Here is a 17413-nt window from a genome sequence, read left to right as displayed (position 1 = left end):
GCCCTGCACGCTGTACTGGCAAAACGGGCACGCTGCGTGCATATAAAATATCGTATACGAAATTACTTATCCGGCCGTATCCCTTTGCACGCACCGAGGCTTCTATGAAAAACCAAGCTGTCGCCGTCGCCCTCCTCGCCGTCATGAGCTCTTCCTTCATCAACACCGCGCTGGCCGACAAGCTCGATGACATCATCGACTCCGGCAAACTGCGCTGCGCCGTGACCCTGGACTTCCCGCCCATGGGCTCGCGCGATGACAAAAACAACCCGGTCGGATTTGACGTCGATTACTGCAATGACCTGGCGAAGGTGCTGGGGGTGACCGCCGAGGTGGTGGAAACGCCTTTCCCCGACCGGATTCCTGCACTGGTTTCAGGGCGCGCGGACGTGATCGTCGCGTCGACCTCGGACACCCTGGAACGGGCGAAAACAGTGGCGATGAGCATCCCCTATTTTGCGTTCCAGATGGTGGTGCTGACCCGCGACGACGCCGGCATCAACAGCTACGACGACCTCAAGGGTAAGGATGTCGGCAACACCAGCGGCACGTTCGAGGCCATCGCGCTGGAGAAGGATCAGAAGAAATGGGGCAGCGGCAGTTTCCGCGCCTACCAGACCCAGAACGATACGATCCTTGCCGTTGCCCAGGGCCACATCAAAGCGTCGGTCGTCACCAACACCGTCGCCGCCGCCACCCTCAAATCCGGCAAGTACAAGGGTCTGAAGATCGCCGGCAACGCGCCCTACACCATCGACTACGTTTCCCTGGCGGCCAAGCGCAACGAGTACGGGCTGATTCATTACCTGAACCTGTTCGTGAACCAGCAAGTGCGCTCGGGACGCTATGCCGAGCTGTATGAAAAATGGGTGAGCGGCAAGCCGGTGGACCTGACCGTGCCGGGCGTCTACTACTGAGGAGCACGAACCGAGGGCGCGGACCGTGTAGGAGCGTGGCTTGTCCCGCGATCGGCGGGGAACCCGTCGTGAAATCCGGCAACCCGCTGGATCTGACACACCGCGTTTTCCGGTCTGCTGCCGGTTCCCGGCAGATCGCGGGACAAGCCAAGCTCCTACAAGGATGATCGTCCCGCGCCCTGCTGATCGTTCCCACGCTCTGCGTGGTAATGCAGGGCCTGACGCTCTGCGTCAGAAAAGCGCAACGCGGAGCGTTGACAGCGGCGTTACCACGCAGAGCCTGGGAACGATCGAATCACCAGAACCGGGTCACTTATTCAGGAGCCCACGATGTCTGAAGTCTCGTTGAACGGGCGCTGTCTCGTCTCCGGTATCGCACAGGGTCAATTGCTGTACGCCGACGTCGGCCTGAGCTTCTGGGGCGGGGTCGAGCCGTTTACCGGCGAAGTCATCGACCGTCATCACCCGCTCAGCGGCCTGTTCATCAGCGGCCGCGTGCTGGCCATTCCCAGCGGTCGCGGCTCGTGTACCGGCAGCAGCGTGTTGCTGGAGCTGATCCTCAATGGCCACGCACCGGCCGCACTGGTGTTCGAGCGCGTTGAAGACATCCTGACCCTCGGCGTGCTGGTCGCCGAGCACCTGTTCGGTCAATCCATTCCGGTGATCAGCCTCGGCGAAGCGGGTTTCGCCGCGCTGCGTGACGTCGCGTTCGCGCGGGTCGAAAAGGACCGTGTAACCGGCTACGCCAGTCCACCCCCCTCCCTCGCTCCCGATCACACAAACCGGAACCCCAAAGCCGGCCAGCGCGCCAGCAGCAACATCACCCTGAGCGAAACCGACCAGGGCTTGCTCGACGGCGCCTACGGCAAAGCGGCACAAGTGGCCATGGGCATCATCCTGCGCATGGCCGACCTGCAAGGCGCGACCGAACTGCTGGACATTACCCAGGCGCACATCGACGGCTGCATTTACACCGGGCCGGCGAGCCTGCGCTTCGCCCGGCAACTGGTGGCATGGGGCGCCAAGGTCCGCGTGCCCACTACCCTTAATTCCATCTCGGTGGACAAGCGCCGCTGGCGTGAATTGGGCGTTGACCCGGCCCTCGGCGAGCCGGCCAGCCAACTGGGCGACGCCTACCTGGAGATGGGCGCACGAGTCAGCTTCACCTGCGCGCCGTACCTGCTGGACAGCGCCCCGGAGCTGGGCGAACAGGTGGTTTGGGCCGAGTCCAACGCCGTGGTGTACGCCAACAGCGTGATCGGCGCGCGCACGCTGAAATATCCCGATTACCTCGATATCTGCATCGCCCTCACCGGCCGCGCGCCGAAGATCGGCTGCCACCTGACCGCACAACGGCTGGCAACCCTGCGCATCGAAACCCCGCCGCTGGACAGCCTCGACGACAGTTTCTACCCGCTGCTGGGCTATCACGTCGGGCTGTTGTGTGGCGCCGCGATCCCCATTATTTGTGGCCTTGAACACAAGGGCCCCACGCTGGATGACCTCAAAGCGTTCGGCGCTGCGTTCGCCACCACCTCCGCGGCACCGATGTTCCATATCGCGGGCGTGACGCCGGAAGCCACCACCGCCGAGCTGGCCCTTGGCGGCCACGCGCCGCAGAAGACCCTGAGCATCCGCCCGGCAGATCTGCTGCACAGCTGGCGCGAGCTGAACAGTGCGCAAACGCCCAAAGTCGACGCCGTGACGCTCGGCAACCCGCATTTTTCCCTGAGCGAATGCGCGACGCTGGCCTACTTGTGCGGCAACCAGCGCAAGCATGAAAACGTGGCGATCGTCGTCACCTGCGGCCGCGCCACCCTGGAGCGCGCGCAACAGGCCGGTTACGTCGCAACGCTGGAGCGCTTCGGCGTGCAGTTCGTCACCGACACTTGCTGGTGCATGCTCGGCGAGCCGGTGATCCCGCCCACGGCGCGCAACCTGATGACCAACTCCGGGAAATACGCGCACTACGCGCCAGGGCTGGTGGGGCGTCGGGTGCATTTCGCCAGCCTGGCCGAGTGCGTACACAGCGCGATCACCGGGATTGCCAGCGGGCGCCTGCCGGTCTGGCTGCAGGCCGCCGCCATGGCGGAGGTCAGTCCCCATGTTTGATTACAACTTCCACTGGCGCGCCGCGTTCAAGGCATTGCCCGACATGCTCGACGGCGCGTGGGTGACGTTCGAAACCGCGGCGCTGTCGATGATTCTCGGGGTCACCATCGCCTTGTTTCTGGTGTTTATGCGCCAGGGCAAAAACCGCTTATTCCGCGGGTTTGCGGCAACCTGGATTTCCATCGCGCGCAACACGCCGTCGCTGTTCCAGGTGTACATCCTGTATTTCGGCCTGGGTTCGTTCGGCTTGCACATCAGCTCGTGGGCCGCGTTGCTCGCAGGCATCACCATCAACAACGCGGGCTATCTGGCGGAGAACTTCCGTGGTGGCCTCAAAGCCGTGCCCGACACCCAATTGCGTGCCGCCCGCTCGTTGGGCATGAGTGCGCCCCAGGCCTATCGGCTGATCGTCATTCCGCAGCTGCTGCGCATTGTCTTCTACCCGCTGACCAACCAGATGGTCTGGGCCGTGCTGATGACGTCGATGGGGGTGATCGTCGGCCTGAACAACGACCTCACCGGCGTGACCCAGGATTACAACGTCAAGACGTTCCGCACCTTCGAGTTCTTCGCCATTGCGGCGGTGCTCTATTACCTGATCGCCAAGCTGATCGTGGCCGTTGCACGGCTGCTGTCCTGGCGGCTGTTCCGGTACTGAGGAGATGAGCATGTTCGAGAGCACGTTCACCTGGAACGACCTGCAATTCATGCTTCAGGGCGCCTGGGTCACGATTTTGCTGACCGTGGTGTCGATGTTCATCGGCACGCTGGCCGGGGTGGTCTGCGGCATGGCCCGCGCCCTGCTACCACGCAGCACGATCCCGCTGGCGTGGTTGCTGGACGTGTTTCGCAGCGTGCCGCTGTTGATCCAGTTCGTGCTGTTCAATGCGCTGAAAAGCATCGTCGGCCTGAACTGGAGCGCCTTCGCCGTCGCCTGCGTGGTGCTCGGTCTGTACGTCACCGCTTACTGCACCGAGATTGTCCGCAGCGGCGTGCTGTCAGTGCCGCTTACCCTGCGCCGCGCCAGCCGTTCGCTGGGCCTGACGTACTGGCAGGACCTGCGCCAGATCGTCATGCCGATGGCGACACGCGTGGCCTTCCCCGGCTGGGTCAACCTGCTGCTCGGGGTGATGAAAGACACGGCGCTGGTGATGTGGATCGGCATCGTCGAGCTGTTGCGCGCCTCGCAGACCATCGTCACGCGCATCCAGGAGCCGTTGCTGGTGCTGTGCATCGCCGGCCTGATTTATTACGTCATGAGTCTGGTGGTCGCTCGGCTGGGCGCCCGGCTGGAAACGAGGTGGCAGGAAAATGATTGAGATCGACAACGTACACAAGTCATTCGGCGAGCTTGAGGTCATCAAGGGCGTGAGCCTGCAGGTGGAGAAAGGTGAAGTGGTGTCGATCATCGGCGGTTCGGGTTCCGGCAAGTCGACGCTGCTGATGTGCATTAATGGGCTGGAATCGATCAAGAGCGGCAGCATTCGCGTCGACGGCACCGAAGTTCACGCCAGAGGGACGGACATCAACAAGCTGCGCCAGAAGATCGGCATCGTCTTTCAGCAGTGGAACGCGTTTCCGCATCTGACGGTGCTGGAAAACGTGATGCTCGCCCCGCGCACCGTGCTGGGCAAAAGCAAGGCCGAGGCCGAGGCGCTGGCGGTCAAACAACTGACTCATGTGGGCCTGGGCGACAAGCTCAAGGTGTTCCCCGGCAAGTTGTCCGGCGGTCAGCAACAGCGCATGGCCATTGCCCGGGCGCTGGCGATGTCGCCGGATTACATGCTGTTTGACGAGGCCACCTCGGCCCTCGATCCGCAGCTGGTGGGCGAGGTGCTGGACACCATGCGCATGCTGGCCGAGGACGGCATGACGATGATTCTGGTCACCCACGAAATCCGCTTCGCCCGGGACGTGTCGGACCGTGTGGCGTTCTTCCGCAACGGGCTGGTGCACGAGATTGGCACGCCGGATCAGGTAATCGGCAACCCGCAGCGGCCTGAGACGGCGGACTTTTTGAAGTCGATCAATTAGAGCGTGCGAATGAAAAAAACGTCGGCGCCGGCGGGTCAATCAACGCGGCGGTGGCTGACGTCGCATGTTTGTAGGAGCCGGCTTGCTGGCGAACCGGATGGGCCAATCAACGCGTTGGGGTCTGACACGACGCGTTCGCCAGAAAGCCGGCTCCTACAGATCGGGTCAGATTGAGCGAATTTGTTCAGCGGATCCGGAAGGTCCGGCAGATTCACAGACGCACTGGATTCACCGATTTCATTGACAGGAGGGCCTTAAGTCATGCGCTCATCGAAAGTGATTCATGTGGTCAGTTGTCACGCCGAAGGCGAAGTGGGCGATGTGATCGTCGGCGGGGTAGCGCCGCCGCCCGGGGACACGATCTGGGAGCAGTCGCGCTGGATCGAGAAGGACAACGTGCTGCGTAATTTCATGCTCAACGAACCGCGCGGGGGCGTGTTTCGCCACGTCAACCTGCTGGTGCCGCCCAAGCACCCGAAGGCGCAGATGGGCTGGATCATCATGGAACCCGCCGATGTACCGCCGATGTCCGGGTCCAATTCTCTGTGTGTGGCTACGGTGCTGCTGGACAGCGGGATTCTGCCGATGACCGAGCCCGAAACGCGCCTGATCCTGGAGGCGCCGGGCGGCCTGATCGAGGCGATCGCTCAGTGCAAGGACGGCAAAGTCACCAGCGTCGAGGTGCATAACCACCCTTCTTTTGCCGATCAGCTGGACGTGTGGATCGAGGTGCCGGGGCTGGGTTCGATTCAGGTCGACACCGCCTATGGCGGCGACAGTTTTGCCATCGTCGATTCGGTGAAACTGGGCTTTTCGTTGAGCGCCGACGAAGCCAAGGACCTGGTGGATACCGGCCTGAAAATCACCAAGGCCGCCAATGAGCAGCTGGGTTTCAGCCATCCGATGAACAAGGACTGGAACCACATTTCGTTCTGCCAGATCGCAGCGCCGGTCAGCTTTGAAGGCGGTGTGGCCAACGCGGCGAACGCGGTGGTGATTCGTCCCGGCAAGATCGACCGCTCGCCGTGTGGCACCGGGTGTTCGGCGCGACTGGCGGTGTTGCATGCGAAGGGCCAGCTGAAGGTTGGCGACCGGTTTATCGGGCGTTCAATCATTGGCTCCGAGTTTCACTGCAAGATTCAGAGCGAAACCGAGGTGGCCGGGCGCAAGGCAATTATTCCGAGCCTGTCCGGACGCGCGTGGATCACCGGGACGCACCAGCACATGCTGGACCCGAGCGACCCGTGGCCTGAGGGGTACAAATTGAGCGATACCTGGCCGGTGGGGTTGAAGCTGTAAATGTGCGCTGATTTTGCTGAATGAACGCGCCCCTGTAGGAGTGAGCTTGCTCGCGAAGAGGCCGGGACATCCGCCAGATCTCCAGCGGCTGGAATGCCGCCTTCGTGAGCAAGCTCACTCCCACAGGGACGGTGTTTGCCGCGGCACCGAGCAGCGGCGGGAAAAAGGATCTACTCAAATAATCAGGAAAAATCTTAAACGCCGCTGAAACAACAAACGACTGACTGTAGTACGCCCAAATCAAACCGTATACGAAATACCTTTACTCAATCAGGAGTCAATCATGAGCCAGTCCGTATCCTGGAGCGGGGTCTTCCCTGCCGTTACCACGCAATTCAACGACGATTTCTCAGTCAATCTGGAAGCGACCCACAAGGTCATTTCCAACCTGGTGCGCGATGGCGTGTCGGGGTTGGTGATCTGCGGGACCGTCGGCGAAAACACCTCGTTGAGCGTCGCTGAAAAGATCAGCCTGGTGGAAGCCGCCAAAGACGCCTCTGGCGGGAGAGTGCCGGTGATTTCCGGCATCGCCGAGTTCACCAGCGCCAATGCCAGTGCGGTCGCCAAGGAAGTGCAAAAAGCCGGCGCCGACGGGATCATGCTGATGCCGGCGCTGGTGTACTCGGCGAAGCCCTTCGAGACCGCCACGCATTTCCGCACTGTGGCCGCCGCCACCGACCTGCCGATGATGGTCTACAACAACCCGCCGATTTATAAAAACGACGTGACGCCGGACATCCTGATTTCCCTGGCGGACTGCGACACCATCGTGTGTTTCAAAGATTCATCGGGCAACACCAACCGTTTCATCGACGTGCGCAACGAAGTCGGTGATCGCTTCGTGCTGTTTGCGGGCCTGGATGACGTGCTGGTGGAAAGCGTGGCGGTGGGCGCGGTGGGCTGGGTGTCGGGGATGTCCAATGCCTTCCCCAAAGAAGGCGAGACGTTATTCCGTCTGGCCAAGGCCGGGCGGTTCGCCGAAGCGATGGCGCTGTATGAGTGGTTCATGCCGCTGCTGCACCTGGATGCGCGTCCGGACCTGGTGCAATGCATCAAGCTGTGCGAAGCGATCATGGAGCGCGGCAGCGCCCTCACCCGCCCACCGCGCCTGGCCCTGCCGGACAGTGATCGCAAATACGTGGAGCAACTGATGAAGACGGCGTTGGCGAACAAGCCGGTGTTGCCGGATGTGGGTTTGTAACCGCCGCATGGATGGGGTGAACGAATGCGTGAGCCCCGCCCCCATCTGGTGTAGGAGCGTGGCTTGTCTCGCGATCTGGCGCGAAGCGGCAGCAAACAGGCCGCCGCTGTGAGTCAGGTGCCGCGCGTTTGCAACTTCCACGACGACTGCGTCGCCGATCGCGGGACAAGCCACGCTCCTACGGTTTTGCGGCGCATGAGCAGGCGCATTCGCCTTTACACATTCACCACATTCACAAACCGGGACGCGGCGGTTTCGTCGATGCGCAGGTTGGTGAAATCGAACAGGTTGCGGTCCGCCAGCTGCGAAGGCTGAACGTTCTGCAGGCTGCGGAAAATCATGTCGGAGCGACCCGGCGTTTTGCGGTCCCATTCCTGAAGCATGTCCTTGACCACCTGACGCTGCAGGTTTTCCTGGGAGCCGCACAGGTTGCACGGGATGATCGGGAACTGCTTGATGTCCGAATACGCCTGAATGTCCTTCTCGGCGCAGTAAGCCAGCGGGCGGATCACCACGTTGCGGCCATCGTCGGCGCGCAGCTTGGGCGGCATGGCCTTGATGCTGCCCTGGAAAAACATGTTCAGGAAAAACGTCTCGACGATGTCGTCACGGTGGTGACCCAACGCCATCTTGGTCGCGCCGATTTCATCGGCGAAGGTGTACAGCGTGCCGCGACGCAGGCGCGAACACAGCGAGCAGGTGGTCCTGCCCTCGGGGATCAACTCTTTAACCACCGAGTAGGTGTCTTTTTCAACGATGTGGTACTCCACGCCCAGTTGCTCCAGGTACGCCGGCAGGACGTGCTCGGGGAAACCCGGCTGCTTCTGGTCCATGTTCACCGCAACGATGTCAAAGCTGATTGGCGCCACTTTCTTCAAATGCATCAGCACATCAAGCAGGGTGTAGCTGTCCTTGCCGCCGGACAGGCAGACCATCACTTTGTCGCCCTCTTCAATCATGTTGTAGTCGGCCACCGCTTCGCCCGCAAGCCGACGCAGACGCTTCTGCAGTTTGTTCTGATTGACTGAAAGGGTGCCCATGGCGCTGGTATCCGCTTGCTGTGATGTGGAGGGACGTGGGAAGGGTCGACATTTTACGCAAAAAGGCCGGATCGGGTAATGGGTGTTGCCCGGTAACCGCCGTCGGATAGGGTGGCCTTTTGATCACCAACCGCTATTAACCGCGCGCTTGAACACCCCAATCGCTCTAACGCCTGCGTTTCGCGTGACCCTCGACTTTCTATACTGCTTGAAAGGTCGCAGACATTTCTCTTGACCACCTGTGGCCTTGTGTTGGCGGCGCGTGGCCGTCCAGACGCTGCGTCGCAAGCGGCGGCACATTTCACGGGAGCAACGGGCATGATCCATCACGTCTTGGGGCTGTTCACCCACCCCGATCAGGAATGGCAAGAGATACGTGGCGAAGGTGACGAAAGCATCGGCCACCTGTACCTCACCCACACGCTGTTACTGGCGGCGATCCCGCCGGTGTCGGCCTACATCGGCACCACCCAGGTCGGTTGGGCGATCGCCGACCGCGCGCCGGTCATGCTGACCAGTGACAGCGCAGTCTGGATGGCGCTGATGTCCTACATCGCCCTGCTCGCCGGCGTTGGCGTCATGGGCGGTTTCATTCACTGGATGGCCCGTACCTATGACGCCACGCCTACCCTGGCGCGCTGCGTGGCGTTTGCGACCTACACGGCGACGCCGCTGTTCCTCGGTGGCCTGGCCGCGCTCTATCCGCACATGTGGCTGGGGATGATGGTCGGGCTGGCAGCCGTTTGCTACACCGTGTACTTGCTGTACGTCGGCCTGCCGGTGTTCATGGCGGTGGCCCCGGACGAAGGCTTCATGTTTTCGAGCTCGGTGCTGGCGGTCGGGCTGGTGGTGTTGGTGGCGATCATGGCGTTCACTGTGGTGCTGTGGGGGGTCGGGATCGGGCCGGAGTACACCAATTGATTCGGGATTGATCGGGAGAGATACGCCCCTGCTGCCGGCCGGGCAGACCATTCGGCGCCTGGGGTTTTGGTGGCACCCGAGCTTTGCGGCATACTCGCCTCCTCTGGAGACCGATGAAGCATGCTCGAACCACTCAACACCCGCGTCGAATCCTGCTACCAACAAGCCGAAGACTTCTTTAAACGCCCTTTCAAACGCCCGGTCGTGAGCGTCAAACTGCGCGGCCAGAAGGCCGGCGTGGCGCATCTGCACGAGAACATGCTGCGCTTCAATCCGCAGCTGTACCTGGAAAACAGCGAAGACTTCCTGCGCCAGACCGTCCCCCATGAGGTCGCGCATCTGGTCGCTCATCAACTGTTTGGCGACACCATTCAGCCTCATGGAGAGGAATGGCAGCTGATCATGCGCGGCGTCTACGAACTCCCGCCGAACCGTTGTCACTCTTACGAAATCCAGCGTCGCAGTGTGACCCGCTATATCTACCGTTGCCCGTGCCCGGAGAGCGATTTCCCGTTCACCGCCCAGCGCCACAAGCTGGTGCGCAAGGGCCGGCGTTACGTGTGCAAGCGCTGCCGGGAGGTGCTGGTGTTCAGCGGCGAGACGCGGGTGGAGTGATCACCCGCTTGACCCAAACACACCCGCCTCACGCATCGCCTCAATGTCCTGCGCGCTGAACCCCGCTTCAGCCAACACATGCCGTGAATGCGCACCGGCGGCGACGCCGATATGCCGAGGCGCTGGCAAACCTTCCGAGAACTTCACCGGGCAGGCCATCTGCAGCTGGGCGCTGCCGTCGCCTCGGGGCACCTGCGCCAGCATTTCTCGCGCCTGAATCTGCGGGTGCTGCGTCGCCTCGGAGAAGCTCAGCACCGGCTCGACACAGGCATCGAGAGGCGCAAACAGCGCTTCGAGCTCTGCGAAACTGCGGCGCTCAAACTCGATTTCCAGCTCACGCTTGAGCGCGGCCTGCACCTCGGGCACAGCCGACAGCCCAAGCCCTGCCAATTCCGGACGACCCAACGCGGCGCACATCGCCTGGAGAAACGCCGGTTCCAGGCCGCCCACTGAAAACCATCGACCGTCGCGACTGCGGTAGTAATCGTAGAAGCTGCCGCCATTGAGCATCTGCGCTTCCCGCTCAGGCTCGACGCCCGCCGCCAGGTAACCCGCGCCTGACAGGGCATTCAAGCTGAACGCGCAGTCGGTCATGCTGACGTCGACGTGCTGGCCCTGCCCCGTTTGATGACGGGCGACCACCGCCGCCAGCAGGCCGATCACCCCATGCAGCGAGCCGCCGGCGACGTCCGCGACCTGCACGCCCAAGGGCAACGGCCCGCTGTGCTGGCGTCCTGTGTGACTGGCCAGGCCGGCCACAGCCATGTAATTGATGTCGTGGCCGGCGCGATCGCGGTAAGGGCCCGTCTGGCCGTAACCGGTGATGGCGACGTAGATCAGCCGCGGATTGATCGCCTTCAGCGCTTCATAGCCGATCCCCAGCCGGTCCATCACACCGGGGCGAAACTGCTCCAGCACGATGTCGTAATCGGCCACCAGCCGCTTGACCACCTCAATGGCCCGGGGTTGTTTGAGGTCCAGCGCCAGGCTGCGTTTGTTGCGGTTGAGGTAGGCGTGACTGGCCGAAACACCGTGATCATGGGGCGGCAAATCACGCAGCAGGTCCGGCCGGGTGGGCGATTCGATGCGCAACACCTCGGCGCCCATGTCCGCCAGCAACAGCGAGGCAAACGGCCCGGGCAGCAGGGTGGAAAAATCGAGGACTCGGAGCGATGACAGCGGACCGTGCATGGGGCGTTCTCGGATGGCCAGCGGATGGCCCAGAGTAGGTCCGTGAATGGCGAGGGGCAATACGCTGGATGCATCGACGCCCAAAACGGTAGGAGCCGGCTTGCTGGCGAAGGCAGGGTGTCAGTCAACATCCGGGGGCCTGACCCACCGCGTTCGCCAGCAAGCCGGCTCCCACAAGAAATCCCAGCGCATGGGCAGGGTGTGCAGATGCTGGCATTGCGATTCGCCCATAAAAAAAGCCTGTCCGAAGACAGGCTTTCTCAACAACCGTTACCGCTAACGCGTGTTACGAACGCATCTCTACGAACGCACAACAGGAGTCGGCGCCACTTCGGCCACACCCAGGTCGTCGACCGGAGCGGTGTTGTCGATGGCACGACCACCGGACGCCAGCTCGGACTGCATTTGCGGCACGTCCAGCTCGCCGACCCACTTGGCGACGACCAGTGTTGCCACGGCGTTACCACACAGGTTGGTCAGGGCGCGGGCTTCGGACATGAAGCGGTCGATGCCCAGAATCAGCGCCAGGCCGGCAACCGGCAAAGTGCCGACAGCAGACAAGGTTGCGGCCAGCACGATGAAGCCCGAACCGGTGACGCCGGCAGCGCCTTTGGACGACAGCAGCAGCACCAGCAGCAGGGTGACCTGATGGGTGATGTCCATGTGGGTATTGGTGGCCTGGGCGATGAACACCGCAGCCATGGTCAGGTAGATCGAGGTGCCGTCGAGGTTGAACGAGTAGCCGGTCGGGATCACCAGACCCACAACGGATTTCTTCGCGCCCAGACGCTCCATCTTGATCAACATGCGTGGCAACGCCGACTCGGACGACGAGGTACCCAGCACGATCAGCAGCTCTTCACGGATGTATTTGATCAGCTTGAGGATGCTGAAACCGTGAGCTTTCGCGATAGAGCCCAGCACCACCAGCACGAACAGCAGGCAGGTGATGTAGAAGCACAGCATCAACTGGCCCAGTTGCACCAGCGAGCTGACGCCGTAGGCACCGATGGTGAACGCCATGGCACCCAGCGCACCCAGCGGCGCGAGCTTCATGATCATGTTGATGATGTTGAACATGATGTGAGCGAAGCGATCGATGAAGTCCAGGATGGGCTTGCCATAAGCGCCCAGGCGATGCAGGGCGAAACCGAAGATCACCGAGAACATCAGCACTTGCAGGATGTCGCCGTTGGCGAACGCGCCGACGATGGTGTTCGGGATAACGTTAAGGATGAAGCCAACGATGCTCTGGTCTTTACCGGCGGTCACGTAGGCCGCGACCTTGGAAGCGTCGAGGGTGGACACGTCGATGTTCATGCCGGCGCCCGGCTGGACGACGTTGACCACGATCAGGCCGATGATCAGCGAGATGGTCGACACGATTTCGAAGTAAAGCAGCGCGTAGCCACCGGTCTTGCCCACGGATTTCATGCTCTGCATGCCAGCGATGCCGCTGACGACGGTGCAGAAGATGATCGGTGCAATGACCATTTTGATCAGTTTGATGAACCCGTCACCCAGCGGTTTGAGCGTTACGGCCGTTTCGGGGTACCAGTGGCCGAGCGCGATACCGACGATGATCGCGACGATCACCTGGGCGTACAGGGATTTATAGATGGGCTGACGAGTCGTCATTGCAGTTTCCTCAAGAGCATCGTCTGCAGCATTCCGGTTGCAGAGACGCCTAAAGTGCGAACCCTCCTGCTCGGAGGGATTTGTTTTTGTCGAGCTGCGCGCGGCAGACCTCTGCCCAGTGCATCGCAAGCACCGTGCCAGTGTCGTTGAATTGTGTGAGAGGCCCGGATTGCGTGAACCTTCTGGTTAACGATAGACCCATTGGCAGGAAGGGGATGGCGGTTTTCCGCCGTTTAATGGCAAATCGTCCATCACACTGGCGGGTATCCGCCGTGAAAGGAGGTCGTGATGGCGGCGTGGGCTTAAATCGCGAACTGGATGCGGAAGGCCGCGCCGCCCAGTTCCGAGTCGTCGAGGGTAAGCTGCGCGCCGTAGCTTTCGATGATGTCCTTGACCACCGCGAGGCCAATGCCCTGCCCCGGGTTTTGTGTGTCCAGTCGCTCGCCGCGTTCGAGAATCCGGGCGCGCTGGCTTTCAGGGACGCCGGGGCCGTCGTCTTCGATGCACAGTTCGTCGCCCATCATCGATGAACGCCAGCTCACCCGCACCTCGCCGAGACACAGGCGATAGGCGTTTTCCAGCAGGTTGCCGAGCATCTCCAGCAAAGCGCCCTCCTCCATTTGCACCTGGCCGTTGTCCGGCAGGTCGAGCACAACGTTGACGCGCTTGTCGCGGTAGACCTTTTCCAGCGTGTTGCACAGGCTTTGCACCACGGGCTTGAGGGCCACGTGATACCGCACCAGCCCGCTTTTGCGCAGGCTGGCCCGTTGCAACTGATAGCTGATTTGCTGGCTCATGCGCTCGATCTGCGATTGCAGTATCCGCGCCTGCTCCAGGTCTTCAGGCCGCTTGGCGATCTGTTCGCTGACACCCTGCAACACCGCCAGCGGGGTTTTCAGGCTGTGGGCGAGATCGTCCAGCGAGTCGCGGTAACGGATGCGTTGTTCGCGTTCGCTGCGCAACAGGCGGTTGAGCGAGTCGGTCAGGCGCAGCAGTTCGCTGGGGTGTTCTTCGCTGAGGCTTTCCCGGGAGCCGGCTTCCACCTGATCCAGCTCCTGACTCATGCCCCGCAGCGCGCGCAGGCCCCAGGTCAGTCCGCCCCACAGCAAAATCAGCAGAACGAGCAACGCGCCGCCGAACCCCAGGTAGAGTTTTTCGCGCAGGCCGGAGATGGTTTCCTGGTATTCGCGCACCGGTTGCAGGGCGACGATGCTGTAGGCGGCGTTGCGCCCGCCGAGCAGTTTGATCTCGACGTCGTAGACGAAGAATTCCTCCCCGTTGGGCTGGCGGATCTTGGCGAACTCATTACCCCGCCCGTCGTAGCGCGGTTGGTAGTCGATGGCTTCGTCTTCGGTGGCACGGGAGCGCCACACCAGTTTGCCGGCGCGGTTATAGATGTAGCCGAGCAAGCGGCTGTCGGGGAGGCTGAATTGCTCGCCGGGCAGTAGCGCCGGCATGAGCAGGCGGTCGTCTTCGACCCGTGCGGCGGAGATGAGGGTGGTGACGTCCGACGCCAGGCGTTTTTCGATGGAGCTTTCCAGCGCCAGGCTGAAAGCGCTTTGCAGCGCCGGCAGCATCAACAGCATGAAGATGACGGCCAGGGTCGCGGCGCCCAGCATCAGACGCAGGCGCAGCGAACCAATCATGTACAGCGCTCGGTGAACAGGTAGCCCAGGCCGCGCACGGTGTCGATCGGTTTAAAGCCGCCGGGCCCTTCGAGCTTGCGGCGCAGTCGGCCGACCAGCACTTCGATCACGTTCGGGTCGCGTTCGTCGTCATCGGGGTACAACTGCTCCATCAGGCGCTCTTTGGGCACTACTTGTTGGTGGTGCCGCATGAGGTACTCAAGAATCCGGTATTCGTAAGCGGTCAGCGCCAGCGGTTGTTCCTCCAGCGACGCCTGCTTGCGGTTGAGGTCCAGGGAAAGCGGGCCGGCGATGATGGTCGAGTGCGTGAAGCCGCTGGAGCGACGCAGCAGGGCATTGAGGCGCGCTTCTAGCTCCTCGAACTGGAACGGCTTGACCACGTAGTCATCGGCACCGGCGGCGAGGCCCTCGACTTTGTCCTGCCAGTTGCCGCGCGCGGTCAGGATCAGGATCGGAAACGCCTTGTTCTGCGCGCGCAATTGACGAATCAGGTCCAGACCGCCCACGCCGGGAAGGCCCAGGTCGATGACCGCCAGATCGTGGTTGAACTGCCCCGCCTGATACAACGCTTCCTCGGCGTTGCCCACCGCTTCGACGACGTGACCGCTCTCGGTCAGGCGGGTCTGCAGGTGGTGACGCAGCAGGGCTTCATCTTCGACGACCAGCAATTTCATGACGCTCTCCCAGGCAAAGGCATACCTCTCGTTTAATGCATCTCTCGTTTCAAGCGGCGCTTGTTACAGGTGTCTCTTGTTGCAGATGTCTCTTGTTGCTGATGTCTTTTGTTGCAGATGTCTCGGGTTTCAGCAGCGACGCTGCCGAGCGCGTTCATCGTGAGGAGCCCGGCTGCGATTGTGCAATCCAGAGGCCGCGAAGAACAGGCAAGCGGCTTATAAAACGTGGTGGACGGGTAAATAGGTGTGCAGGCTCTCACTCAAGCTCAGGGAGGGCGGCTGCTGCAGCGTGCGCACCGGTGCGCTGGCCTCGAACAGTCTAGCCGCACCCGGCGTGGTCGTACTCGACAAACGCACCGGCGCCTCGTAAGCGGCAGCAAGGCTGGCTGTTTGAAGGCTCACGCCGTTGACCCGGGCGGTGAGATTTCCGTAACCGGCGGCGTAGGGATCATCCACAGGTTGCTGGCTGAACGCCTGGCTCCAGCTGCCGACCGGCGCGCTGGTGGCCAGGCTGCGGCGCAGGCCATTGATGCGGTCGGCACGTTCGGTGTTCTTGCCGAAATCGGTGCGGGAAACGTCAGCGCTGCCATCCGCCGCCTGCGCCGCCGCGCTGCTACCAAGAAACGCCAGCGCCAGAAAGAGCTTGTTGAACGTCAGCATGAGCAGGTCCTCCGGCGCCAGGCGCCTTGTTGGGTACGGTTTGGAGCATACCCAGCCAGCGCTGAACCCCTCCTGAACATGTATTGACCCACCGCATTCGCCAGCAAGCCGGCTCCCACAGGTTTTGTGCAGGCCTGCGCTTTTGTGTTCGCCGCAAACCCATGTACGCATCGCCGCGATTCCTGATCCCACGCCGATCCACTGTAGGAGCGTGGCTTGTCCCGCGATCTGGCGCGCAGCGGCAGCAACACAGTGAATGCGGTGTGTCAGGAAGAATGGCGTCGCGAGGTTTCACGACTGCTGCGCAGCGGCAGCAACACAGTGAATGCGGTGTGTCAGGAAGAATGGCGTCGCCAGGTTTCACGACTGCTGCGCAGCCGATCGCGGGACAAGCCACGCGCCTACAGGATTTGCGCTGGCCGTGGATGTTGCGTTCGCCGCAACCGATATGCGCACCGCCGCGTCTTCCTGCTTCGACACCGATCCACTGTAGGAGTGAGCTTGCTCGCGAAGGCGGTCTGCCTGTGCCATCACCTTCGCCTGACCCACCGCGTTCGCCAGCAAGCCGGCTCCCACAGGTTTTGCGCAGGCCTGCGCTTTTGCGTTCGCCGCAAACCTATGAGGTTTCACGACTGCTGCGCAGCCGATCGCAGGACAAGCCACGCGCCTACAGGTTTTGCGTGTGCCTGCGGTTTGCGTTCACGGCAAAGCGGTTTTGCGCAGGACGCCGCGGTTCCGGCAGAATGCCGGGCATGACTCGATCCCCGACGCTCCCCGACTGTTGCCCTGCCCTTGCCGCTCACTGGCCTTTGCCTTTCGGTTTGGCGGAGGTGGTGTTGGTGAGCGCGCGGTTCGATCCGAAAAAGCTGGTCGAGGGCGATTTTCAGCGTTGCCTGGTTGAGCCGCCCGCCTCCATTCAGCGCTCGGTCGCCAAGCGGCAGGCAGAGTTTCTCGCCGGACGCTTGTGCGCGCGGGAGGCGATGCTCGGATTGGACGGCCGTTCCCACGTGCCCGTGATTGGCGAAGACCGCGCCCCGGTCTGGCCGGACGACATCACCGGTTCGATCACCCACAGCACCGGCTGGGCGGCCGCGATTGTGGCGCGCAAAGGGCACTGGCGCGGGCTGGGCCTGGATGTCGAACAGCTGATGAGCACCGAGCGTGCCGTGCGGCTAGCTGGCGAGATTCTGACCCCGGCGGAAATGCAGCGTCTGAACGCCGGGCCCGAGCACGAAACCGCCAAGGTCGTGACCTTGACCTTCTCCCTAAAGGAAAGCCTGTTCAAGGCCCTGTACCCCATCGTCCTCAAGCGCTTCTATTTCGAGGACGCCGAGTTGCTGGAATGGTCCGACGACGGCAACGCACGGCTGCGGCTGAAGATGGACCTGTCGGCGCACTGGCACGCCGGCAAGGAGCTGGACGCGCAGTTCAGCGTGCAGGATGGCCAGTTGCTGAGTCTGGTGGC

At 62.2% G+C, this 17413-nt stretch carries 16 protein-coding genes; 10 read left to right on the top strand and 6 right to left on the bottom strand.

Going from position 1 to position 17413, the window contains the following annotated elements; all coding sequences use genetic code 11:
* Positions 1-104: 104 nt before the first annotated feature.
* From VF672_RS08785 to VF672_RS08755, 7 genes are all read left to right on the top strand, one after another.
* Complete coding sequence (locus tag VF672_RS08785) at positions 105-917, top strand: transporter substrate-binding domain-containing protein (protein ID WP_331103708.1); 813 nt, start codon at positions 105-107, stop codon at positions 915-917.
* Between the two features lie 330 nt (positions 918-1247).
* Positions 1248-3029: an aconitase X gene (locus VF672_RS08780; protein ID WP_331103705.1), complete on the top strand. Its 1782-nt coding sequence runs from the start codon at positions 1248-1250 to the stop codon at positions 3027-3029.
* On the top strand, positions 3022-3687 hold the full coding sequence (locus VF672_RS08775) for an amino acid ABC transporter permease (protein WP_133777001.1): 666 nt from the start codon (positions 3022-3024) through the stop codon (positions 3685-3687). Before VF672_RS08780 ends, VF672_RS08775 begins: the two co-directional genes overlap by 8 nt.
* A 10-nt stretch (positions 3688-3697) precedes the next feature.
* Positions 3698-4348 carry an amino acid ABC transporter permease gene (locus tag VF672_RS08770; RefSeq protein WP_331103700.1) on the top strand — a complete coding sequence of 217 codons (651 nt, stop codon included), beginning with the start codon at positions 3698-3700 and terminating at the stop codon, positions 4346-4348.
* Positions 4341-5063, top strand: a complete 723-nt coding sequence (locus tag VF672_RS08765; RefSeq protein WP_331103698.1) for an amino acid ABC transporter ATP-binding protein — start codon at positions 4341-4343, stop codon at positions 5061-5063. Before VF672_RS08770 ends, VF672_RS08765 begins: the two co-directional genes overlap by 8 nt.
* 261 nt (positions 5064-5324) lie before the next feature.
* Positions 5325-6362, top strand: a complete 1038-nt coding sequence (locus VF672_RS08760; protein WP_331103696.1) for a trans-3-hydroxy-L-proline dehydratase — start codon at positions 5325-5327, stop codon at positions 6360-6362.
* A gap of 283 nt (positions 6363-6645) precedes the next feature.
* Entirely contained in the window at positions 6646-7563 is a 918-nt protein-coding gene (locus VF672_RS08755) for a dihydrodipicolinate synthase family protein (RefSeq protein ID WP_331103694.1), read from the top strand.
* A gap of 215 nt (positions 7564-7778) precedes the next feature.
* On the opposite strand, the gene ttcA is transcribed toward VF672_RS08755, so the two are convergent.
* Complete coding sequence (ttcA, locus tag VF672_RS08750) at positions 7779-8675, bottom strand: tRNA 2-thiocytidine(32) synthetase TtcA (protein WP_331103710.1); 897 nt, start codon at positions 8673-8675, stop codon at positions 7779-7781.
* Between the two features lie 246 nt (positions 8676-8921).
* Here ttcA and VF672_RS08745 point away from each other — a divergent pair, with 246 nt between their 5' ends.
* A complete protein-coding gene (locus tag VF672_RS08745; protein ID WP_331103692.1) occupies positions 8922-9524 on the top strand; it encodes a Yip1 family protein in 603 nt (200 codons plus the stop codon).
* A 120-nt stretch (positions 9525-9644) separates the two neighbouring features.
* A complete protein-coding gene (locus VF672_RS08740) occupies positions 9645-10139 on the top strand; it encodes a SprT family zinc-dependent metalloprotease (RefSeq protein ID WP_331103690.1) in 495 nt (164 codons plus the stop codon).
* On the opposite strand, the gene VF672_RS08735 is transcribed toward VF672_RS08740, so the two are convergent.
* The 5 genes from VF672_RS08735 to VF672_RS08715 all read right to left on the bottom strand — a co-directional run bounded on the left by VF672_RS08735 (position 10140) and on the right by VF672_RS08715 (position 15948).
* A complete protein-coding gene (locus tag VF672_RS08735; RefSeq protein WP_331103688.1) occupies positions 10140-11330 on the bottom strand; it encodes a CaiB/BaiF CoA-transferase family protein in 1191 nt (396 codons plus the stop codon).
* A 300-nt stretch (positions 11331-11630) separates the two neighbouring features.
* Entirely contained in the window at positions 11631-12968 is a 1338-nt protein-coding gene (locus VF672_RS08730) for a dicarboxylate/amino acid:cation symporter (protein WP_331103686.1), read from the bottom strand.
* A 302-nt stretch (positions 12969-13270) separates the two neighbouring features.
* Positions 13271-14614 carry an ATP-binding protein gene (locus VF672_RS08725; RefSeq protein ID WP_331103684.1) on the bottom strand — a complete coding sequence of 448 codons (1344 nt, stop codon included), beginning with the start codon at positions 14612-14614 and terminating at the stop codon, positions 13271-13273.
* The gene (locus tag VF672_RS08720; protein ID WP_331103682.1) at positions 14611-15288 is read right to left on the bottom strand and encodes a response regulator transcription factor; all 678 of its coding nucleotides are present in this window, start codon (positions 15286-15288) and stop codon (positions 14611-14613) included. Before VF672_RS08720 ends, VF672_RS08725 begins: the two co-directional genes overlap by 4 nt.
* 216 nt (positions 15289-15504) lie before the next feature.
* Positions 15505-15948: a hypothetical protein gene (locus VF672_RS08715; RefSeq protein WP_331103712.1), complete on the bottom strand. Its 444-nt coding sequence runs from the start codon at positions 15946-15948 to the stop codon at positions 15505-15507.
* A gap of 752 nt (positions 15949-16700) precedes the next feature.
* On the opposite strand from VF672_RS08715, the gene VF672_RS08710 reads away from it, so the two are divergent.
* On the top strand, positions 16701-17413 hold a 713-nt coding region (locus tag VF672_RS08710; RefSeq protein ID WP_331103680.1), incomplete at its 3' end, for a 4'-phosphopantetheinyl transferase.

Origin of the sequence: Pseudomonas sp. (assembly GCF_036387035.1) — a bacterium.
In the GTDB taxonomy this organism is placed as follows: Bacteria; Pseudomonadota; Gammaproteobacteria; order Pseudomonadales; family Pseudomonadaceae; genus Aquipseudomonas.
The sequence above is the reverse complement of the archived record's forward strand: the minus strand, read 5'-3'. Positions and strand labels throughout refer to the sequence as shown.